At 36.3% G+C, this 22318-nt stretch carries 16 protein-coding genes; 10 read left to right on the top strand and 6 right to left on the bottom strand.

Features of this window, described 5'->3' with window-relative positions; genetic code table 11:
- The first annotated feature begins 138 nt into the window (after positions 1-138).
- Positions 139-1164 carry a threonine aldolase family protein gene (locus tag ACH3PA_RS01855; protein ID WP_416441077.1) on the top strand — a complete coding sequence of 342 codons (1026 nt, stop codon included), beginning with the start codon at positions 139-141 and terminating at the stop codon, positions 1162-1164.
- Positions 1165-1387: 223 nt separating this feature from the next.
- Complete coding sequence (locus ACH3PA_RS01850; RefSeq protein ID WP_416441079.1) at positions 1388-1864, top strand: hypothetical protein; 477 nt, start codon at positions 1388-1390, stop codon at positions 1862-1864.
- Positions 1865-1927: 63 nt separating this feature from the next.
- Here the strand turns inward: ACH3PA_RS01850 and ACH3PA_RS01845 are convergent, their stop codons facing one another.
- A complete protein-coding gene (locus ACH3PA_RS01845; protein ID WP_416441081.1) occupies positions 1928-2251 on the bottom strand; it encodes a YbaB/EbfC family nucleoid-associated protein in 324 nt (107 codons plus the stop codon).
- A 135-nt stretch (positions 2252-2386) separates the two neighbouring features.
- On the opposite strand from ACH3PA_RS01845, the gene ACH3PA_RS01840 reads away from it, so the two are divergent.
- The 3 genes from ACH3PA_RS01840 to ACH3PA_RS01830 all read left to right on the top strand — a co-directional run bounded on the left by ACH3PA_RS01840 (position 2387) and on the right by ACH3PA_RS01830 (position 6964).
- Positions 2387-4447: a S9 family peptidase gene (locus ACH3PA_RS01840; protein WP_416441083.1), complete on the top strand. Its 2061-nt coding sequence runs from the start codon at positions 2387-2389 to the stop codon at positions 4445-4447.
- A gap of 85 nt (positions 4448-4532) precedes the next feature.
- Complete coding sequence (locus ACH3PA_RS01835; protein ID WP_416441085.1) at positions 4533-5573, top strand: PLP-dependent cysteine synthase family protein; 1041 nt, start codon at positions 4533-4535, stop codon at positions 5571-5573.
- 128 nt (positions 5574-5701) lie between these two features.
- On the top strand, positions 5702-6964 hold the full coding sequence (locus ACH3PA_RS01830) for an aminotransferase class I/II-fold pyridoxal phosphate-dependent enzyme (RefSeq protein ID WP_416448402.1): 1263 nt from the start codon (positions 5702-5704) through the stop codon (positions 6962-6964).
- A gap of 84 nt (positions 6965-7048) precedes the next feature.
- On the opposite strand, the gene ACH3PA_RS01825 is transcribed toward ACH3PA_RS01830, so the two are convergent.
- The gene (locus ACH3PA_RS01825; RefSeq protein WP_416441089.1) at positions 7049-8191 is read right to left on the bottom strand and encodes a redoxin domain-containing protein; all 1143 of its coding nucleotides are present in this window, start codon (positions 8189-8191) and stop codon (positions 7049-7051) included.
- 197 nt (positions 8192-8388) lie between these two features.
- Between ACH3PA_RS01825 and ACH3PA_RS01820 the strand changes: the two genes are divergently transcribed.
- On the top strand, positions 8389-10767 hold the full coding sequence (locus ACH3PA_RS01820) for a GAF domain-containing protein (RefSeq protein ID WP_416441091.1): 2379 nt from the start codon (positions 8389-8391) through the stop codon (positions 10765-10767).
- A 10-nt stretch (positions 10768-10777) separates the two neighbouring features.
- Here the strand turns inward: ACH3PA_RS01820 and ACH3PA_RS01815 are convergent, their stop codons facing one another.
- A complete protein-coding gene (locus tag ACH3PA_RS01815) occupies positions 10778-11983 on the bottom strand; it encodes a Pycsar system effector family protein (protein ID WP_416441093.1) in 1206 nt (401 codons plus the stop codon).
- 57 nt (positions 11984-12040) lie between these two features.
- Here ACH3PA_RS01815 and ACH3PA_RS01810 point away from each other — a divergent pair, with 57 nt between their 5' ends.
- Entirely contained in the window at positions 12041-15745 is a 3705-nt protein-coding gene (locus ACH3PA_RS01810) for a metallophosphoesterase (protein ID WP_416441095.1), read from the top strand.
- 33 nt (positions 15746-15778) lie between these two features.
- Positions 15779-17326 carry a bifunctional GNAT family N-acetyltransferase/carbon-nitrogen hydrolase family protein gene (locus tag ACH3PA_RS01805; protein ID WP_416441097.1) on the top strand — a complete coding sequence of 516 codons (1548 nt, stop codon included), beginning with the start codon at positions 15779-15781 and terminating at the stop codon, positions 17324-17326.
- Here the strand turns inward: ACH3PA_RS01805 and ACH3PA_RS01800 are convergent, their stop codons facing one another.
- From ACH3PA_RS01800 to ACH3PA_RS01790, 3 genes are read right to left on the bottom strand one after another with little or no spacing between them, the layout of a single operon-like run.
- Entirely contained in the window at positions 17327-18190 is an 864-nt protein-coding gene (locus ACH3PA_RS01800) for a hypothetical protein (RefSeq protein ID WP_416441099.1), read from the bottom strand.
- Positions 18191-18193: 3 nt separating this feature from the next.
- Complete coding sequence (locus ACH3PA_RS01795; protein WP_416441101.1) at positions 18194-19162, bottom strand: mechanosensitive ion channel family protein; 969 nt, start codon at positions 19160-19162, stop codon at positions 18194-18196.
- An 8-nt stretch (positions 19163-19170) separates the two neighbouring features.
- The gene (locus ACH3PA_RS01790; RefSeq protein ID WP_416441103.1) at positions 19171-19662 is read right to left on the bottom strand and encodes a Dps family protein; all 492 of its coding nucleotides are present in this window, start codon (positions 19660-19662) and stop codon (positions 19171-19173) included.
- 219 nt (positions 19663-19881) lie between these two features.
- On the opposite strand from ACH3PA_RS01790, the gene ACH3PA_RS01785 reads away from it, so the two are divergent.
- Together ACH3PA_RS01785 and ACH3PA_RS01780 are read left to right on the top strand one after the other, a co-directional pair.
- On the top strand, positions 19882-20841 hold the full coding sequence (locus ACH3PA_RS01785; RefSeq protein ID WP_416446694.1) for an SDR family oxidoreductase: 960 nt from the start codon (positions 19882-19884) through the stop codon (positions 20839-20841).
- A gap of 8 nt (positions 20842-20849) precedes the next feature.
- Positions 20850-22142: a nucleotide sugar dehydrogenase gene (locus tag ACH3PA_RS01780; RefSeq protein ID WP_416441105.1), complete on the top strand. Its 1293-nt coding sequence runs from the start codon at positions 20850-20852 to the stop codon at positions 22140-22142.
- The last annotated feature ends 176 nt before the right edge of the window (positions 22143-22318 follow it).

The raw sequence follows: 22318 nt of genomic DNA, 5'->3' as shown, positions 1-22318 counted from the left end.
AAGTTTATATTTTTGAAATATTGAAGTTAACAACCTTAGTGATCATTTAAGGCTTGCCTTATAAATTACTTATCGATTTCAATATGGAACCTGTGAATATTCTCATAGGTTCTTTTAAAACCTAAAATCAACTAAATCATGAAGATAGATCTACGTAGCGACACGCTTACTAAACCCACTCAAGGTATGCTTGAGGCTATGATGAATGCAGAAGTAGGAGACGATGTTTATAAAGAAGATCCTACAATTAATGCTCTAGAAGAAAAACTTGCTCACCTTTTTGGTATGGATGCTGCCTTGTATTTTCCTACTGGAACAATGACAAATCAAGCTGCCATTAAAATACATACGCAACCCGGCGAACAGTTAATTGCAGATAAATATGCTCACGTTTATAATTATGAAGGTGGCGGGATATCATTTAACAGCGGGGTTTCATCTAAGTTAGTAGATGGCCACAGAGGGATGATCACGGCAGAGCAGGTAGAAGAATCTATTAATCCGCCAGATTTTTATCACAGCGCGTTAACGTCTCTGGTATGTCTTGAGAATACGACAAACAAAGGCGGCGGTGCCTGTTATGACTTTAGAGAGATTCTTAAGATTAGAAAAGTGTGCGATGATCATGGTTTAGGTCTTCACCTTGACGGAGCTAGATTGTGGAACGCTCTTGTGGCGACAGATGAATCTCCACAAGATTATGGGGCCGTATTTGATACGATTTCGGTTTGTCTTTCAAAAGGCTTAGGAGCACCCATGGGATCTGTCTTATTAGGAAAAAAACGCTTTATGGATAAAGCTATGCGCGTGCGAAAAGTATTGGGCGGCGGTATGAGACAAGTAGGTTTTGCAGCCGCGGCGGGTCTGTACGCGCTAGATCACCATTGGAAGCGTATGGAAGAAGACCATAAAAGAGCAAAAGAACTGGCTGAAGCTTTAAGTAATAATCCTCAAGTTGCGCATGTAGAGCCTGTAGAAACAAATATTTTGATATTTAAACTAAAAGAACATGTTCAGGAGGCAGTCTTTTTAAGTACGCTAACAGATGCAGATATACACATTAGCAGTATGGGGAAAGGAAAGCTAAGAATGGTTACTCATTATGATTATACTGCTGCAATGCATGATGAGGTGTTAGAAGTTTTAAAAGAAAAAGTAGCTTAAAGTATAGGAATATCACTGTGAGAATCAAAAGATCCTCTTTTTAAAAGGGGATTTTTTGGTTTTATATAAGCGCATAATTAAGATTAAACGCTTTTGGCTTTAAAAAGTCCGTATAATAGCTGAAAAGCTACAATTAATAAATGCATAGAATAAAGTATAATTCATAATTAACGGATAATAAGATTATTATTATCTTAGATAAACTAATCAATTTATGGTAATTATGAAAAATCTTACTTTACTCTGTTTGTTTTTACTTTGTGTTTTCGCCACTCAGGCACAAGGATTGAATGGTTCTGTACGCGCCAGTTTGCCCATGGGTGATGCTGATGAGGTTTATTCTTTTGGTCTGGCTGCAGAACTGGATTATTATTTTGAGGCAGGTGATGGTTTTCTCGTGGGACCAACAGTAGGCTTCAAGTACTATTTTGTAAAAAGTGATTATAGCGATTTTGTTGATGGTGCTGCTTTCTTACCTATAGGGGGTTCAGCGAGATTTGGTATTTCAGAAGATTTTTGGGCAGGAGCAGATCTTGGTTATGCCGTTGGTGTAAGTGAAGGTAATGATGGCGGTTTTTGGTATGAGCCTTATATTATGTACGGTTTAGGAGGTGTTGGTATTATTGCCAGCTATTCTGGTATTTCGAGCGACGGCTACACGTTTTCTTCAGTTAATTTAGGAGTTGCATTTGGATTATAAAATTAGACTATTTAACCTAAAAAGCGCCCTTAATTAGGGCGATTTTTATATGTTTTAAGCTGATTATTTAAACATGTCAAGACCAGGAATGTCTGGCATACCTTCTTTCGCGACAGCGGCAAGTTCAGATTCATAGCTGTTCTTAGCCTTTTCAAGAGCTTTGTTTAAAGTAAGAATCAGGTAGTCTTCTAATTGCTCTTTGTCTTCTAACAGCTCATCGTCTATTGTTATAGATTTAATCTTCCCAGAAACAGAAACTGTGGTCTTAAGTAGTTTATCACTACTTTCTTCATCAAAATAAACAGTTTCCAGGCGCTTTTTAGTAGTTTCAGCTTTTTGCTGGGCTTCTTTTAATTTGCCCATCATACCCATCATATCTCCAAACATAACTTTAGTTTAAAATTCTGAACAAATTTACTAATAAACCTGTGGAATTACTCTTTTAAGAATGTGAAAAAAATTGACGATCATACTCCAGTTATCACGTACTTTTGCGGTTTGGTACAATTAAAATACTCAGCATTGTTAAAAAATATCTTACCCCCGGTTGCAAAGAAAATACCTTACAAGCTTGAAATACATGGTGATATACGCATTGATGAATATTACTGGATGAATGAAAGAGATGCTCCTGAAGTTATAGAATATCTGGAGCAGGAAAATGCCTATTACGATAATGTAACAGCACATACCAAGCCTCTTCAGCAAAAATTGTTTGAAGAAATGAAGGCACGCATTAAAGAAGATGATGAGTCTGTGCCTTATAAATATAATGGCTTTTGGTATTATAGCCGTTTTGAACAAGGGAAGAACTATCCGCTTTACTGTAGGAAGAAAGAAAGCCTAGAAGCTCCTGAAGAGATCATGTTTGACAATAATGTGATGGCAGAGGGGCATTCCTTCTTCAATCAGGCTGGTTATTCTATATCTGAAAATACTCAAATTGCCGTTTATGGCATAGATACGGTAAGCCGAAGAAAATATACACTTCTGTTTAAAAATCTTACCTCTGGCGAAATTTATCCCGAAGAGATCTTAAATACAACTGGTAGAGCCGTGTGGGCAAATGACAATAAAACTGTTTTCTATACGCGTAAAGATGAACAAACCTTACGTAGCAATCAGATATTTAAGCATGTTCTGGGTACGCATCCAGATAGCGATGAACTGGTGTATGAAGAAAAAGACGAGACCTTTTCAGTATTTGTTTATAAGACTAAATCTAAAGAATTTATAATTATAGGTTCACACAGCACGCTTACTTCAGAATATCAATTTGCAAATGCGAATGCAGCTCAATTTGATTTTAAAATTGTGCAGGAGAGAGAACGTGGCCTTGAATATAGTATATCACACTTTGAGGATCACTTTTACATTGTAACCAACAAGGATGAAGCTGTTAATTTTAAGCTGATGAAAACTCCTGTTAGTGCTACAAGTAAAGAGAATTGGGAAGAGGTTATTCCGCACAGGGAGGAGGTTTTACTAGAAGATATCGAGATTTTTAAAGATTATCTTGTGGTTGATGAGCGCAGTAATGGCCTGAATGAGATAAATATTAAAACCTGGGACGGGAGCAAAGATTATTATTTGCCTTTTGAAAGCGAAACCTACACCGCTTTTACCAGTATAAACCCCGATTTTGATACAGAATTGTTGAGATATTCATTCAACTCTTTAAATACTCCGCCTTCAGTTGTAGAATTTAATATGAGAACTCAGGAAAAGAATGTTCTCAAAGAATCTGAAGTTCTGGGAGGTAATTTTGATAAAAATAATTACGAGACGCGCAGAATCTGGGCGACTGCAGATGACGGCGTAAAGATTCCTATTTCATTGATCTTTAAAAAAGGAATTGAATTAGATGGTGAGAATCCGTTATTACAATATGCCTACGGTAGCTACGGGTCTACAACAGACCCTTCTTTTTCTTCTACACGCCTTACGCTTCTTGATCGCGGCTTTATTTTCGCTATAGCGCATATAAGAGGCGGTGAATATATGGGTAGGAAATGGTATGAAGATGGGAAATTGCTTAAAAAGCGAAATACATTTACAGATTTTATAGCCTGTTCTCGTTATTTAATAGCGCAAAAATATACAAGCAAAGACCATTTATATGCCTACGGTGGCTCTGCTGGTGGACTCTTAATGGGTGCGATCGTTAATATGGCACCAGAATTATATAATGGTATTATAGCCGCTGTGCCATTTGTTGATGTGGTTACCACAATGTTAGATGATAGTATACCGTTAACTACATCAGAGTATGATGAGTGGGGAAACCCAAATGAGAAAGAATATTATGAGTATATGAAATCATATTCACCTTATGACCAGGTTGATTCTCACGAGTATCCTAATATTCTGGTAACCACGGGATATCACGATTCTCAGGTGCAATACTGGGAACCGGCAAAATGGGTTGCAAGACTTAGAGATCATAATAAAGGAAACAAGATAATCCTGTTTCATACAAATATGGATGCAGGTCATGGCGGTGCTTCAGGAAGGTTTGAAGCTTTGAAAGAAGTAGCCGAAGATTATGCATTTTTAATCGATTTAGAAGGAAAAACGGAGTAATTGAAATATTTCCCTTAAATTTGCAAGGTTTTGAATATTGGTTTTAGGGATTTACTGAAAAGGTAACCAAAACTACCACTCTTTTATGAAAGAAAATTTAAACGTTTATAACAACGTACTTCAGCTTATAGGCAACACTCCGCTTATAAAACTTAACTCAATTACAAGTAATCTTCCTGGTGCTTTTTATGCTAAAGTAGAGGCCTTTAATCCTGGTCACTCTTCTAAAGATCGCATTGCGCTTTACATATTAGAAAATGCAGAGAAGCAGGGAATTTTAAAACCGGGCGATACAATTATAGAAACTACCTCTGGTAACACAGGTTTTAGTATCGCAATGGTGAGTATTATAAAAGGGTACGATTGTGTGCTTGCTGTAAGTTCTAAATCATCTAAAGATAAGATTGATGCTTTGCGTGCGATGGGAGCAAAGGTTTATGTTTGCCCTGCGCATGTAAGTGCAGATGATCCTCGTTCTTATTATCAGGTGGCAAAACGTTTACATCAGGAGATGAAAGGTTCGGTTTATATTAATCAATATTTTAACCAGCTTAACATTGATGCACATTACGAGTCTACAGGACCTGAGATCTGGAAACAAACAGAAGGACAACTTACGCACCTTGTAGCCTGCAGCGGTACAGGAGGGACAATTTCCGGAACCGCTAAATATTTAAAAGAGCAAAATCCCAATATTAGAATTTTAGGTATTGATGCTTATGGTAGTGTTTTAAAGAAATACCATGAGACTCATGAATTAGATATTAATGAGATTTATCCTTATCGCATAGAAGGCTTGGGTAAAAACCTTATTCCTACTGCTACAGACTTTGATGTTATTGATCATTTTGAGAAAGTAACAGATGAAGAAAGCGCGCATACCGCAAGACAAATAGCTAAAACAGAAGGTCTATTTGTAGGTTATACAAGTGGTGCAGCTATACAAGGCGTGAAGCAACTGGCAGAAAAAGGAGAGTTTGATAAAGACAGTAAAGTAGTCGTGATCTTCCCAGACCATGGTAGTCGCTATATGAGTAAGGTATTTAGTGATGACTGGATGAGCGCACAAGGTTTCTTTGATAGTGAAAATGAAGAAGCTGTGCAGAAGATAGAATATATTAAGTAATTGAAAATTAATAATATGAAAGGCTTCTGTGGGATCAGAGGCTTTTTTTGATATATAACCCCTAGTTGTTAAAATATTGCATTGAGGCTAAATTTGCTTAGTTTTGCAACTTGTTTGAAATTTGATGTATGAGAGATTTATTCGACAAGATTTATAAGGACAAAGGTCCTTTAGGTAAATGGGCTTCGCAGGCTGAGGGTTATTTTGTATTCCCAAAACTGGAAGGACCTATTTCAAACCGAATGAAATTTCAGGGAAAAGAAGTAATTACCTGGAGTATCAACGACTATTTAGGACTTGCAGATCATCCTGAAGTTAGAAAAGTAGATGCAGAAGCTGCGGCAAGTTATGGTTCGGCATACCCAATGGGAGCCAGAATGATGAGTGGCCATACAGACCTGCATGAGCAACTGCAAAATGAGTTAGCTGCCTTTGTAAATAAAGAAGCTGCTTATTTATTGAATTTTGGATATCAGGGAATGGTTTCTACCGTTGATGCCCTTGTATCTAAAGATGATATTATTGTATATGATGTTGATGCTCACGCCTGTATTATTGATGGTGTGCGTCTGCACATGGGTAAGCGTTTTACCTACAAACACAATGATGTAGAAAGTATAGAAAAGAACCTGCAACGCGCAACAAAATTAGCAGAGCAGACAGGAGGAGGAATTCTTTTGATCTCTGAAGGTGTTTTTGGAATGCGTGGTGAGCAAGGAAAACTTAGAGAGATTGTAGCTCTTAAAGAAAAATACAATTTTAGACTTTTTGTAGATGACGCTCATGGTTTTGGTACACTGGGAGCAACGGGCGCTGGTGCCGGTGAGGAGCAGGGAGTTCAGGATAAAATAGATGTATATTTTGCGACTTTTGCAAAATCTATGGCAAGTACGGGAGCTTTTATAGCTGCAGACCAGGAGATCATAGATTACTTAAAATATAACTTACGCTCACAAATGTTTGCAAAATCATTGCAAATGCAATTAGTGGTAGGGGCATTAAAACGTCTTGAGATGTTACGCACCATGCCAGAATTGCGTGAGAAACTTTGGGAGAATGTAAATGCTCTTCAGGGCGGACTTAAGAAAAGAGGTTTTGATATTGGTACAACACAAAGTTGTGTAACGCCGGTTTACCTTAAAGGAAGCATTCCTGAAGCAATGGCACTTGTAAAAGACTTACGTGAGAATCACGGTGTATTTTGCTCAATAGTTGTGTATCCTGTAATACCTAAAGGATTAATCCTATTGCGTATGATACCTACAGCTTCTCATACATTGCAAGATGTAGAAGAAACATTAGACGCATTCTCAGCGATACGTGAGCGTCTTGAAAACGGAACTTACAAAAGACTTTCGGCTAGTGTGAGCGCAGAAATTGAAGCTCAATAAGGAGAATTTTTAGACCGAAAAAGGCATAAAAAAACCGGATTTCTGATAAAGAAATCCGGTTTTTTCTATTAAAATCGATTAGTTTTAGCTGTCTCCTAAGAGAGATTCTAACTTTTCTGCTAGAGCATCACCACGTAGATTTTTGTCTATTATGATTCCTTTCTCATCAAGTAAGTATGTTGCGGGAATAGCAGTAATACCGTATTGACGTACAATAGGGTCTTGCCAGTATTTTAAATTAGATACATGGTACCAATCCATTTTATCATTTTCTATAGCCTGTAACCAGCGATCCTTTTCTTCTGGACGATCCAGAGAAACGCTTATAATGTTAAGACCTTTATCATGATACTTGTTGTATAGTTTTACAACATTAGGATTTTCTTGTCTACAAGGTCTGCACCAGCTCGCCCAGAAGTCTACAATGGTGTATTTACCCAGCACATCTTTTAAAGCAAGCTCATCTCCTTCTGGAGTGGGAGCGCTAAATTCAGGTGCTGCATTGCCTATGCTTGCCAGTTTAGAAGCTATTTCCTGAGCTTTCATTTTGGCTATTACTTCACTTATTTCTTTGCCTTTTGCGCTTTCTTTTAGTTTCGTAGAAAGTGAATCAAAAGCATCACTTGCCTCATCAGCAGTGAGCATACCTGTTCCTATAAGATCGTTGAGAATTATAGTAGAAACCATAGCATCGGGATGCTCATCAATAAGAGCTAGTCTCTTGCGAGTAGAAGATTTATCTATAGCTTCCATTTCATTTTTAATTACCTCAATAGTTTCAGACTGGCCAGATCGCATAGCAGCCATTCCTTCCTGCTGTAATTTTTGTTTCTCTTTAGAGCTGCTAATTACTTCATTAAAATACTCGCCGAAGTACTCATTCTCTTTTCCACCTTTTACTTTAGAACTGCGCAGACTGTCTTTATATGCGGTGATTTTGATTTTTTCGTTCTCAGCAATGAAAATTACATTTGCATTAATACCTTCTACTGTGAGCAGATTCATTTCTGGTTCTGCAAGTTTCTCCTCTTTAAAAGTGAATTTTCCATCTTTAATTGTGGTAGTGTCAACAGCAGCCAGCCTTTTGTTCTCGTCTATTCTTTGTAGATAAACGGCAGTACCATCTTCAAGGTTGTCTATTGTTCCAGATACTTCATAATTTGTATCTGTTGCGCAAGAGAGCATAAAAAAGCAGCTACTTGCGAGCAAAAATATTTTCTTCATCATTAATTATTTTTTCGGCTGGCAATATACGCGATTTTAGTCCTTTTTTGGCAGGTTTTTATCCTTAGATTGCCGGTTTTATAAATGAGGCGATTAACTTTACCCGTTATTTTTAGTAAGCTTAAACCCTTGTTAAAGACTAAAGCTACTATTAAGTATTAAACAAGATTTATTATATTTAGTAATTAAGATTTACCTCTATGAATAATAATGAAGATTTTCCTTTCGAAATAAATCTGAGCTTTAACAAAGTTCTGGATAAGCTTAGGGATCGTATGGAGTCTTCTAAGAGTAGTATTTCTAAAGATTACATGCAGTCGTTGCTTGACTACGCACAGTCATTTCCTAACCTGATTGAAGGGATAAGTGACTTTAATGATCTTGATAAATATAAAGATCCTATACGCGTTCTGCTTGATAATTTATTTCCTGCGGTTTTAACCAAAAATGAAATAAAAGCTGCCGCGGTACCTTTTCAAAGTATTTTATTCAATCCTACAAAGCGTTTTGCCAGCATATTAAAAAATGCAGGTGATGATTTTGAGCTGAAAGTGCGTAATTGGGATGAGGATATGTTCTACATTCTTGCGTGTATCGTTATTCTCAATACGTATTACGATAAGAATCTCGATTTTACAAAACCTTTATTCTATGATATTCCTGATAAGAAAGGTCTTCTAAGACATTATAGAATTGCAATGAATGCTGATTTTGTTTCGCTTCAGCCAAAAGAAGATGCTATTGAGATCACTGACGAAATTGTAAATAAACTTGTACAGGAAGTAGACAATATTGATTTGTGGAAGCAGTATTTTCCGCCTCAAAGTTGGATTCTAAAAGGAATCACAATTCTAAACCTAACAGACGTTACTGTAGAAGATGCGATATCTGAACTGAAGACGAATTTGCTTTATGATAATACAATACAGGAAACAGCAGATTATCCTCAATTTCAAGAGATATTTCAGTCTATTTTTAACATGGCCGATCTAAAAATTGGTTTTACTCAGTTTGATGAAGATGATGACAGCTTTATTAAAATGGATAAGGAATTTGCAACCAGTTATATTCTTGATAAAGAAAATAGAAATGATTGCTGCCAGACTCTTTGCGGCGGTGCTTACGATACATTAATAAAAAACAAGAAGTATTTCTGCATTTCAGATGTTGAGCAGTATGCAATAGATACTAAGTACAATCTGCTATCTGAGAATTTATTAAACCAGGGAGTAAAAAGCTGTATTCTGGCTCCAATTTTTAAAGGCAAAAAGTTGCTTGCTGTTCTGGAGTTAGTTTCAGGTACTAGGAATGAATTGAACTCTGTAAATGCGATGAAGCTCGACGATATTATTCCATATATCGTTGCCACTGTAGAACGCAGAAGATTTGAGTCTGAAAATAGAATAAAAGCGGTTATTCAAAGTGAATGCACAAGTATTCATCCCAGTGTTTTATGGGTGTTTGAAGAAGAAGCTAAAAGATTTATTGCAAATCAACAGGCCGGTAAGTTTGCCTCGTTTAAGGATATTGCTTTTAAGGAAGTCTACCCACTGTATGGTCAAATTGATATTGTAGGTTCTTCAGAAGAGCGTAATCTGGCAATACAGCAGGATATATTGATACAATTAAAACTTGTTGATGATATCTTAAATATGGCTATGGAAACGAAGCCGCTGCCTATTTACGAGCAGGTGAAATTTAGAATTGAAGAATTCATTGAAGATATTTCTCAAAGTTTAAGCGCTTCTAGCGAAACGCAAGTTTTTAATTTACTTCGGGATGAGGTAAACCCATTGCTTAATCATTTAAATACTACAATTCCTGAAATTAAACGAGCAATAGAGAATTATCAGGCGGCTATACGTCCTGAAACAGGTTTGATCTATGAGAATCGAAGACATTACGACGAGACCGTACAGTTAATAAATCAGGAATTGGCAACTTTTCTTGACCGTAAACAGCAGGAAGCTCAAAAGATATTTCCTCATTATTTCGAACGTTATAAAACTGATGGCGTAGATCATAATATCTATATAGGTGCTTCTATGACTCGTAAGGAGAAGTTTAGTATGGTTTACTTGTATAACTTACGTTTATGGCAGCTGCGTACAATGTGTGAGATGGAGAATCATTTTTATCACAAACAGCATGGGGCCAAGCTACAGCTGGATGCTGCTTCTTTAATCCTTGTTTTCAGCACCACACTTTCCATTCGCTATAGAATGGATGAGAAGAAGTTTGATGTTGATGGTACGTATAATGCGAGATACGAAATTATTAAAAAGCGTATAGATAAAGCTTTAATTCGCGGTACTGATGAGCGTATCACCCAAAAAGGAAAAATAGCTATTATTTACTCTCAGGAATCTGATGAGGAAGAGTACGGTCGTTACATTAAATATCTGCAACGCAAATCGTATTTAGGTGAAAACGTGGAATATCTTGAATTAGAAGATGTGCAAGGCGTAGTGGGTTTAAAAGCAATACGTGTTGAGGTATTATATTCACCATCTACAGCTCCTCGTAAAGTGACTGATGAAACAATCACTTACGAAGATCTTATTGAAATTTTAGATTAGATTTTAATACTTACATCAGCCAGAAGGCGATTATGTAGCTTACAACTGAAGCAATTATACCAGTCATGAAAATTGTATATGTTTTCCGCAGAAGCATGTATTTTTTATTCAACACAATTCCCAATAAATATAAATCTTTTGTAAGCGCTTCGTAGATGGTATCCTTATCGTGAATGAGTTCATTTATAGCCCATTGGTACTGGTCGTAAGCCATTTTATGAAAGTTGCCAAAAAACAGAATGTTAACTTCTTTCTTCATTACTTGTTCTCTGGTGAACTCACCTGTTGTCACATTTGGTCTGGTAGACATTATTGACAGAATTATTGAAGCTACACTAAAAAGCACCAAAATTAAAGTTGGAATCATTAGATGCCTGTTGCTTGGTGAGTCAAGTTTCGGGATCACATTGGCGAGAGCCAAAGAAATGATAATAGCATTTACAGATAAGAGAATGTTAGCCTTAGTATCTGCAATGTCACTTAGTTTAATGTGATTACGCAGAGTTGTGCGGTAAAGAGTTTGCACACCTCTGTCTGGGCTCTCATCTTTATATTTCGCTTTAAGTTTAGCTTTAACTTCTTCTTTTTTAAATTTCTTTTTTTGCTTCTTCTTTTTATTAAGAAGATCAATCAGGTTTTTATCTTTCTGTGGTTTCCAGTTTCTGGCAGCATAATCTGTATAGAATTTATGCTTCTCTGTAAACATCTTAATATTTTCTTCACGCCACTCTGCAGGGGAGTAGTTAGCAACACCGGTAAGGTTAAGTTCCTGCCTAAGAAACTCACTGGTTTCTGCATAATAGTCTTTTGCAAAATGTGAGTTGTCTGCATCTTTTAAGATACGTTCCAGATCAGATTTTGGTTCTGTTTTCATGATAGTAGAAAGAATAAGATCTACCACCAGATCAATTGTTTCAGGATCTTCCCCTTGTTCTTTTAAAAAAGCTTTTGCGATCTCGGCGCCTGCTTTTTCATGGCCCTCTCTCTGTTCTGTATAACCAATGTCGTGCAGCCATGCAGCGAGCAGAAGCGCCTCTTCCTGTTTAACATTAATTTGAGAATTTTCGATTATTTCTTTAGTACTTTTAACGACCCTTACAGTGTGATTGTAGTTGTGGTATAGAAAGCTATTAGGCAATTTTTCCTTAAATAATTTAAGCACAAATTGATCTGTTTTTGTGATAATTTCAGGTGCTTTTTCTACCGTTTCAGACATAAGTTTACAATTAATCGTAAGTGAAAAGTACTAAAAAAAACCTCCAAATTATTTTTGATGTCAAAAAATAACATACTTCTAACAGTTCTTATTCTTATCATTTTCTCGTCGTGCGCCAGCTACGACGCTCAATATAAAAAAGGGATTGATCAGGGCAGTTATCCTAAGAATAAAAAAATAGAAAAGACATTTTATTTGGTAGGTGATGCTGGTTATGCAGATCTAGGTGAGACTACAGAAGGTCTGGCAACTTTAAAGAACTTTCTCAAGACTCAAAATAAAGGAGATAACTATACAATTTTTTTAGGAGACAATATTTATCCTGAGGGAATGCCTGATAAAGATGGCAAAGGGCGCGCAATCTCTGAGTACCGTCTGGATGCGCAGTATGATGCGGTTAAAGAACATGAGGGTAAGGTTTTTTTTATTCCTGGTAATCATGATTGGTATAATGAAGGATCTGACGGGCTTGAGCGTGAGCAGAAATATTTTGAAGAGAAATTTAAGGATGAAAAAATATTTAAACCAGAAGACGGCTGCCCGCTTGAGAGTTATGATATTGATGATAAATTACACTTAATAGTTATAGACACTCAATGGTATCTTGAGGACTGGGATAAGGACCCAAAAATCAATGATAAGTGCGAGATTAAAACAAGAGAAAAGTTTTTTATAGAACTTGCCGGAGAGCTTAAAAAGAACCAACAAAAAACAATTGTGGTTGCAATGCATCATCCCATGTATACAAATGGTGTACACGGCGGTAAATTTGATTTTAATAAGCATTTATATCCCTCTCAAAAAAAGATTCCCGTACCCATTTTAGGGTCCCTTGTAACTGAAATACGTACACAGGGTGGTGTTTCTAAGCAGGATAGATTTAATGAGAAATACAATGAGCTAATGAAGCGTATTAAGGTTCTCGTTAAAGATTATGACCGTGTGATATTTACATCTGGTCACGAGCATAGTTTACAGTATATAGAAGATGATGGCATTAAACAAATTGTGTCAGGATCAGGGTCAAAGTCATCGTATGTAGCATTGGGAAGAGATGGCTTATTTAGTTATGGAGGGCAAGGTTTTGCTGTTTTAGATGTTTTTGATGATGGTTCATCATGGGTAAGATATTATGGGTCTGATGGTGATTTTGAACCAAAATTATTATTTCAAAAAGAAGTTTATGCTCCTAAGCCTGTTTATGATGCTTCTACCTTTAAAACCAATTTCCCCAAAACAGTTAAGGCGTCGGTTTATAATGTGGAAGAAACAGAGAAGTCAGATTTTTTCAAATCGGTTTGGGGAGATCATTATCGCGAAGTATATGGCAAAAAAGTGACTGCACCGGTGGCATTACTAGATACGCTTTATGGCGGTCTTGATGTAATTCGTCCCGGAGGCGGACACCAGACAGTCTCTTTAAGATTAAAATCTAAAAAGAACGGAAAAGAATATAACATGCGGGCTCTGCGCAAGAGTGCTGTTCAATTCATACAAGCTGTTATTTTAAAAGATAAAGAAGTAGAAGATGATTTGCGCAATACGTTGCCAGAATCACTTATTCAGGACTTTTATACTTCTTCACACCCGTACGGAGCTTTCGCTATTCCAAAATTAAGCGATGCCGTGAAAGTGCTTAATACAACTCCAGAGCTCTATTATGTTCCTAAACAACCTGCTCTGGGAGAATATAATGACAAATATGGTGATGAGTTGTATATGATCGTAGAGCGCCCTGCTGAAGAATACCAGGGAGCTATTTTTAATTATCCAGATGATATAGAAAGTACAGATGATATTCTTGACAAAATAAGGAGTGATGAAGAAAATGTCATTGATGAAACGGCTTATATAAGAGCCCGAATTTTTGATATGCTAATAGGTGATTGGGACAGGCATAATGACCAATGGCGCTGGGCAGAATATAAAAATCAGGATGGTAAAGATGTTTACGTGGCTATACCCAGAGACCGAGATCAGGTCTTTACAAATTTTGATGGTACTATTCTGGATATCGCCAGAGCTTTATTTGGTGCAGCAAAACAATTTCAGGTCTACGATGAGAATCTAAAAGATATTAAGTGGTTTAATAATGCCGGTATAAAACTAGACAGAGCGCTTGCTCAACAATCTGGTAAAGAAGTATGGATGACGCAGGCACATTACATTCAAGATCATATATCAGACTCAATCATAGAGAAAGCCTTTTTAGATCTTCCTCCTGAAGTTAGAACAGGAAACTCAATTGATGATATTAAAAAGAACCTGAAAGGAAGACGCGATAATATTGTTGATATCACAGAAAAATATTTTGACTATTTCGCAAAATTACAAACTGTTACAGGTACAGATAAAGATGATTATTTCGAAATTACCAGAGGTGACAATGAGACTACTATAAAGGTGTGGCGTATTAAAGACGGCAAAAAGGCAGACGTAATTTTAGACAGAAGCTACTTATCTAAAGAGACAAACCAAATTTGGGTCTTTGGCCTTGATGACGATGATGTTTTTGAAGTGAAAGGAAAAGGTGATAATCCTATTTTTATACGCATAATCGGTGGGCAAAACAACGATATTTACCGTATAGAAAACGGTCGTAAACTTAAAATCTATGACCATGAAAGTCTACCTAATACAATAGAAGAAAAAGGCGGGGCCAATTTTAGATTTACAGATAATTACGATTACAATACTTATGATTATCAAAAACAAATTTTGCGCACTAACATCATAACGCCTGCTTTTGGTTATAATCCAGATGAAGGTATAAGTTTGGGACTGAGCGATGTTTATACTGTAAATGCTTTTCAGCGAAATCCATTTAGTCAGCAACATAGGTTTAAGGCTGGTTACTTTTTTGCGACGCAGGGTTTTGATCTGCGATACGAAGGAGAGTTTGCCGGAATAAAAGATAATTGGAATTTGCTTATTACAGGTAGATTAACCACGCATAATTATGCCCAGAACTTCTTTGGTTATGGAAATGAGACCGAAAACTATGACGATGAACTGGGGATGGATTACAATCGTGTACGCCAGAACAGATTTGAAGCTTCTGCGGGTTTATTAAAGAATTCAGATTATGGTAGTACGTTTAAAGTTAGAGGTTTATTTCAAAGCATAGATGTAGAAGGAAATGAAGGTCGCTTTGTAAATGACAACTACCTGACAGAAGTTATTGACCGTAATTATTTTGGATCTATAGAAGCGATGTATGAATACCATAGTGCAGATAACAGTCTTGCACCCACACGGGGTATGGATTTTAATGTTACTGGTGGTATAACAGATAATATTGAGCGTACAGATAGTATATTTGGTTACCTTAACACCAGTCTTGGGTTTTATAATGCGATCTCTACTGATAGGAAATTGGTGTTAAAAACACTTGGTCAGGCACAGTTTAGATTTGGTGACGACTATCAATTCTATCAGGCTGCAAGGTTAGGGCAACGCACAGGACTAAGAGGTTATCGTTTTGAACGCTTTACCGGTAAAACAGCTCTAGCCGGATCTGCAGATTTGAGATATGCGTTTAATACCCTGAAAACGTCGATTTTACCCCTTCAAATCGGGATTTTTGGCGGGTATGATATTGGGCGTGTATGGTCAGACAGAGCACCTGATTCTAAAATCTGGCATGATTCTTACGGCCTTGGTTTCTGGGTGAATAGTGCAGATGCCCTTAGCGGAACTTTTAATTTTTTCACCTCAGATGAAGGTTTGAGAGTTTCGTTTGGTTTTGGTTTTAACTTCTAAAATATTTTTCGCTTAAAGCGAAAATTGATTCATATGGATGCAATAGATAAGGTTGAAAAAATAGATTCTGTAGATCTTGAATATTTAAAAATCAAGGATTACGAAGAATTAAAAAATATAATGATAGCGGTATATCCTAATATTCCTGATCCTTATTGGGAGAAAAAGGATGTACAGAAGTTGATAAGTATTTTTCCTGAAGGTCAGGTGGTCGTCAAAGTTAATGGGGAGATCGCTGGCTGTGCTTTGTCAATAGTTGTGAATTATGAGAAGTTCACAGATTCGCATACGTATATGCAGATCACGGGAAATGAAAGTTTTAATACGCATACGCCTAAGGGAAATGTACTCTATGGTATAGATATTTTTATACGTCACGAGTATCGCGGAATGCGCATTGGCAGACGTTTATATGATTACAGAAAAGAGCTTTGTGAGAACTTAAATCTGGAGCGCATTGTTTTTGGAGGCAGACTGCCTAATTATCATCAATATGCAGATAAAATTTCGCCAAAAAAATATATAGAAAAGGTGCGCACACGCGAAATAAGTGACCCAGTACTTGATTTTCAATTGAGTAATGACTTTCATGTAAAACGAATTATTACCAATTATCTGGAAGGGGATAAGGCCTCTAAAGAGTATGCAGCTCTGCTTGAGTGGGATAACATTTACTATCAAAAACCTGCCAAGAAACCTATTGCCACAAAGACGGTGGTAAGACTAGGTCTTGTACAGTGGCAAATGCGTACGTATAAGAATTTTGAAGAGCTTATAGAGCAGGCAGAATATTTTATCGATACAATTTCAGGTTACAGATCAGATTTTGCTCTTTTCCCTGAGTTTTTTAATGCTCCATTAATGGCAGCATATAATCATTTGTCAGAACCTGACGCAATTAGAGAACTGGCAAAATATACTGAGCGTATACGCGATAAATTCTCAGAACTTTCAGTTAGTTATAACATCAATATTATAACCGGAAGTATGCCTTATCTTGAAGATGGCAAACTTTATAATGTTGGTTTTTTATGTAAGCGAGACGGGACTATAGAAAAATTTTACAAGCTTCACGTAACTCCAGATGAGGCTAAAGTTTGGGGTATGACAGGTGGAGATGTTATAAAAACTTTTAATACAGACTGCGGGAAAATAGGCATTCTTATTTGCTATGATGTAGAATTTCCAGAGTTGAGCAGAATTCTCGCAGATCAGGGTATGGATATTTTATTTGTTCCCTTTTTAACTGATACTCAAAATGGCTATAGTCGTGTGAGACATTGTGCTCAGGCAAGAGCTATAGAAAATGAATGTTATGTTGCCATTGCCGGTAGTGTGGGTAATATTCCCAAAGTGCACAATATGGATATGCAATTTGCGCAAAGTATGGTATTAACGCCTTGTGACTTTCAGTTTCCTACTAATGGTATAAAAGCTGAAGCAACACCTAACGCAGAAATGATACTGGTTGCTGATGTGGATGTAGATCTATTGAAAGAATTGAATCAATATGGAAGCGTGCGTAATCTGGTTGACAGAAGAAAGGATATATTCCAGTTAAAGCAGCTTAAGCGAAAATAATTATTTGATAGATAGAGAATACAAATTACCGCCTAGTTGCGCTCTGCGTTCATCAACTATGTAAACATTAGAACTGTCTTTCATGCAAATTCCCTCTTTTTGAGAATCATATTTTAGATCAATAGTTTCAATTTTACCACCAAAAAAGTCGTGACCAGTATAGTTACTAAGTTTAATGACTTTATTAGATGTAAGTAAAAGGATTGTTTTATTATCGGGACCTAATGTTGCAGCTGTGAGAAAGCAGTCTTTGGAATCATCACAAATGGAATAACTAGTTATGGGTTCTACCGAAAAATTTCCGGTTCTGGCGGGTACTTTGTAGACTTTCGTTGTACCGTCAAATTCTTTTCTGCTTCGGTTTCTCGTGAATAGATAAAAGGAATCATCCTTAAAAAAGAATGATTCTATGTCATAATTTCTGTTATATAAGCTGGGTGGAAATTCCTTCTGGTCTGCAAGAGAAAAAGATGTTTTGGTGGCAACCACAGTGTCTATTTCCTTTATATTTTCCGGAATGCTAACGGAGTAAATGCACAAGTCTCGCCTGTCATTTTCATTATTCCCAAAATCACCTATAAAAACCCGATTTTTGCCATCATTTGCGAGGTCTTCCCAATCTGTATTGAGTGCATTAGCCACCACAATTTCTTTCTGAATAAAACCAGTAGAGTCTATGGCATATATATGATTAGGATTACCATGATCAGCTATCGCAAAAATTAGTGGTGAAGAAGGTAATTTAGTTATACCTGAAATTTCTGCGAGACTTCGTGATAAACTAGCTCTCTTTTCCAGTTGACCATAATCCTGACAACTATTGAAAACAAAAGCCGCTGATATAGCAATTAGGAATGCGCGCATAAATTATGAATCTGAATCTGGTGATACTACTTTCTCAGTACCCTCTGATGAATTGTCTGATTGAGCTATTGTGAGGGTTTCAGATCTAAACTTGTTTTTAGCAAAATCAAGAGTACGTATAGGGAAAGGAATATTGATATCTTGAGCATCGTATACTTTCTTGATCGCTTTTATAGCAATGTTCTGTGCTTTTAAGATATCTCGTTTTTTACGTACATCTGCCCAGAATCGTAAAACAAAATTAATTGAGCTGTCGCCAAATTCCTGATAGTAGAATTCAACCTCTTCAGAACTTTGTTGAGGAAATTCTTTCAGAATTGTATCAACGGTAAGTTTTTCAACTAATTCAAGATCACTCTCATAGCCAACACCACAATTTATAAAGACGCGAGACCTGGATGTTTGTGTATAATTTTTAAAAGGAGAGTCAATAATGAGTGAATTGGGAATCATCACAAAATTATTATCTGCCTCTCTAATTACTATACTTCTTAGGTTTATATCTTCTACCGAACCCGCAAAACCATTTGTCTCAACCCAGTCGCCTAATTGAATACGCGGTAAGAAAGAAAGAATAACACCAGAAAATGTATTGCTTAATGTTCCCTGTAGAGCGAGACCAATAGCTAAACCTACAACACCCGCACCCGCCAGAACTGAAGTAAGAACCTTGTCAAGATCCATTACTCCTAAAGCAAAGAAAAATCCTACCAAAACAGTAACAGCAAAAGCTGTTTTACCGGCCATGACTTTCACAGAAGCCTGGCTAACTTTTCGCATTAATACATTTCGTACAAACTTAGAAACGTATTTAGCAAGAAACCAGAAGATTATACATATTAAAACTGCCAAAATGAAATTTGGCAGTTTTAATAATATATTTTCTCCCCAACCCTGAAGTTTGTCGAGAATTCTTCCGAAATCGAAGCCTAAAAAATTGATGTTATCGTTTTCAGATTCTTGTGCTATCATATATAAAACTAGGCTTTTTTGTGATCTTCAGTTGCTTTCATTCTCCATGCATCAAGCATCCAGCTTATCTTTTCAAGATCGCGTATATATGCGCCAATCAAGTCAATTGTACCTTCATCGCCGGCATCATCTGCAGCTTCTACAGTACTACGCATTTGTTTTAAAATGGCCCCGTGATCTTTTAGAAGAATATCGATCATTTCAGTATCCCTTGTCTCGCTGGGAGACTCTTTAAGATTAGAGCTTTCTAGATAATCAGTATAGTTACTCAATGGCTGAAAGCGCAAAGTAAGTATACGTTCGGCTATTTCGTCAACTTTTAATTTTGCATCATCATACATTTCTTCAAACTTTTCATGTAAATCGAAGAAATTTTTACCTACGACATTCCAATGAAAATTGCGAAGTTTCTGGTAATATAAGTGGTAGTCTGCTAAAAGAACATTGAGTTGTTCAACTGTGGTTTTAGTCTTTTTAGGATCTAAATTTAAATAGTTCATTATATTTAGTATAAGAAGTTTTGATAGATATCAAATTTACCATTGCTTTTATCTTTTACCAAGTTCCTTATCTGGTTTAGTATAAGTTTAACGTGAACTTCTTCATCTTGTTAAGAAATACTTTATGGGTGGTCTTTACTCTTTTAATTCTATAAATTATATCTTAGCCGCTCAAGAAAAATAACTTATTTGGACAGGCAGGTTTTAAAGGGAAAAAAGATATTAGTGACAGGTGGAGCTGGTTTTATAGGATCTCACCTTGTTGACGAATTTCTTAACCTTGGAGCTAAAGTAACCTGTCTTGATAATCTTTCTACCGGGAAGCTAAAGAATATAGAATCCTTTTTTGAAAATCCTAATTTTGATTTTTTTAAAGGTGATATTAGAAAGTATAATGATTGTGAAGATGCTGCTGCTGGTTGTGATTTTATATGTCACCAAGCCGCATTAGGTTCTGTCCCTCGCTCTATTAAGGACCCAATAACGACTAATGATGTAAATATTTCCGGTTTTTTAAATATTCTGGAAGCTGCTAGAAATGGGGGAGTAAAAAGAGTGGTCTATGCTGCAAGTTCGTCAACTTATGGAGATTCTAAAATCTTACCTAAGACGGAAGATGAAATAGGCAAACCTTTGTCGCCATATGCGGTTACAAAATATGTTGATGAGCTTTATGCTCATGTTTATAATGTTAGTTATGGCTTAGAAACTATTGGGTTAAGATATTTCAATGTTTTTGGCCCAAGGCAGGATAAAGATGGAGCGTATGCGGCGGTAATCCCTAAATTTATTGCTGAACTTGTAAACCATAATTCTCCTGTTATTAATGGAGATGGAAGTTTTTCAAGAGACTTCACCTATATAAAGAATGTGGTTCAGGCTAACGTTTTAGCTTTTATGACTAAAGATGAAAAAGCTGTTAATGAAATTTATAATGTGGCTTGCAATGAACGTACAACCATTCTGGACTTAGTTGAATTATTAAAGCAATTTTTGAAGGATTTTGATCCCGATATTTATAGCGTCCAGGCCGATTTTGGGCCTAAAAGAGCAGGTGATGTTAGTCACTCATTAGCTTCAATAGATAAAATTAAAGATAAACTAGGGTATCGTCCCCTTTACAATATCAATGATGGATTAAGAGAATCTATTAATTGGTATTGGAATGAATTCAAATAAAATAAAGATTGGCTTCAGAATTGAAAACGAATATTTCTATTTGCATTATAGGTTTGGGTTACGTTGGGTTGCCGCTTGCCAGATTATTTGCAACCAAATATAGAGTGACTGGCTTTGATACCAATAAGAAAAGAATAGATGAAATTAAAGATGGTATTGATAGCACCGGTGAATTAACAGGAGAAGTAATACAAGCCGTTTTAAAAAGAGATTCTACGGAAATAGGATTGTATTGTAGTTCTTTAAAAAATGACCTTGCCGGGCATGATTATTATATAATTACGGTACCAACGCCAGTAGATAAAAATGATAATCCAGACCTTTCTTCCCTAATTGAAGCAAGTAGGTTGGTTGGTTTAAATATGACAAGTGGTGCTATAGTCATATATGAGTCTACCGTTTATCCCGGCGCAACCGAAGAGGTTTGTTTACCTATACTAGAAGAAAATTCAAAATTAAAATGTGATAATGATTTTAGTATTGGGTATTCTCCTGAACGAATAAATCCCGGAGATAAAGAACATACTGTAGATAAGATTTTAAAAGTTACTTCTGGGTCTAATCGTGCAGCTGCAGAAAACATAGATAGTTTATATAAATCGGTTATTTCGGCAGGAACCTATCTGGCACCTAGTATTAAAGTCGCTGAAGCGGCAAAGGTTATAGAAAATTCACAACGTGACATCAATATAGCTTTTGTTAATGAGTTGGCTAAAATATTTAACCGGATGGAAATTGACACTCAGGAAGTACTTAAGGCCGCATCAACAAAATGGAATTTTTTGCCTTTTCAACCTGGATTAGTTGGTGGGCATTGCATAGGAGTAGATCCATATTATCTTGCTCAAAAAGCTAAGCAAATAGGTTATCATCCTGAAATAATTTTGGCGGGCAGGAGGTTAAATGACAGCATGGGAGAATATGTAGCCTCGCAGGTCGTAAAGTTGATGTCTAAGAAAGACATTAAAATACTTGGTAGTAAAATCCTCATTTTAGGAATAACATTTAAAGAAGATTGTCCAGATGTGCGAAATACCAAAGTGATTGATATAGTAAATGATTTTAAAGATTATGGAGCACTCGTTTCAGTTTACGATCCTGTTGCAAGTACGGATGCTTTGAAAAAAGTTTATAATCTTCAACTCATAAATACTATAGAGGGTGTGAAATTCGACGCAATAGTTTTGGCTGTGGGACATGGTTTATTTCGAGAAATCGATTTTAAGGCTTTAAAGGGAGAGAATTCAGTACTATATGATGTAAAGGGATTTATTAAATCTTCAGTTGACGGAAGGCTTTAATATCTAAACCTATCCGTGAGATAAATACCAATACTTTTAGGTTAAGTAAGCAACTGCTAAATATGGCAAATATCGGCTATATTTCGTCTCCCTTCCAGCATAGATAACGGTAATCCTCTTTTATGATGATTTCGTCTAAAAAAAAAAGGATAATTAGAAGATTAAAATTGAGCAAT

The sequence above is a fragment of the Leeuwenhoekiella sp. A2 genome, from assembly GCF_047946655.1.
Lineage (GTDB): Bacteria > Bacteroidota > Bacteroidia > Flavobacteriales > Flavobacteriaceae > Leeuwenhoekiella.
Note: the sequence above shows the minus strand (reverse complement) of the source record. Positions and strands in the feature narration are given on the sequence as shown.

What these genes read in the sequence shown, in the direction of transcription:
- ACH3PA_RS01855 (WP_416441077.1), top strand. Translation starts at nt 139, where the DNA reads ATGAAGATAGATCTACGTAGCGACACGCTTACTAAACCCACTCAAGGT.
- ACH3PA_RS01850 (WP_416441079.1), top strand. Translation starts at nt 1,388, where the DNA reads ATGAAAAATCTTACTTTACTCTGTTTGTTTTTACTTTGTGTTTTCGCC.
- ACH3PA_RS01845 (WP_416441081.1), bottom strand. Translation starts at nt 2,251, where the DNA reads ATGTTTGGAGATATGATGGGTATGATGGGCAAATTAAAAGAAGCCCAG.
- ACH3PA_RS01835 (WP_416441085.1), top strand. Translation starts at nt 4,533, where the DNA reads ATGAAAGAAAATTTAAACGTTTATAACAACGTACTTCAGCTTATAGGC.
- ACH3PA_RS01830 (WP_416448402.1), top strand. Translation starts at nt 5,702, where the DNA reads ATGAGAGATTTATTCGACAAGATTTATAAGGACAAAGGTCCTTTAGGT.
- ACH3PA_RS01825 (WP_416441089.1), bottom strand. Translation starts at nt 8,191, where the DNA reads ATGATGAAGAAAATATTTTTGCTCGCAAGTAGCTGCTTTTTTATGCTC.
- ACH3PA_RS01820 (WP_416441091.1), top strand. Translation starts at nt 8,389, where the DNA reads ATGAATAATAATGAAGATTTTCCTTTCGAAATAAATCTGAGCTTTAAC.
- ACH3PA_RS01815 (WP_416441093.1), bottom strand. Translation starts at nt 11,983, where the DNA reads ATGTCTGAAACGGTAGAAAAAGCACCTGAAATTATCACAAAAACAGAT.
- ACH3PA_RS01810 (WP_416441095.1), top strand. Translation starts at nt 12,041, where the DNA reads ATGTCAAAAAATAACATACTTCTAACAGTTCTTATTCTTATCATTTTC.
- ACH3PA_RS01805 (WP_416441097.1), top strand. Translation starts at nt 15,779, where the DNA reads ATGGATGCAATAGATAAGGTTGAAAAAATAGATTCTGTAGATCTTGAA.
- ACH3PA_RS01800 (WP_416441099.1), bottom strand. Translation starts at nt 18,190, where the DNA reads ATGCGCGCATTCCTAATTGCTATATCAGCGGCTTTTGTTTTCAATAGT.
- ACH3PA_RS01795 (WP_416441101.1), bottom strand. Translation starts at nt 19,162, where the DNA reads ATGATAGCACAAGAATCTGAAAACGATAACATCAATTTTTTAGGCTTC.
- ACH3PA_RS01790 (WP_416441103.1), bottom strand. Translation starts at nt 19,662, where the DNA reads ATGAACTATTTAAATTTAGATCCTAAAAAGACTAAAACCACAGTTGAA.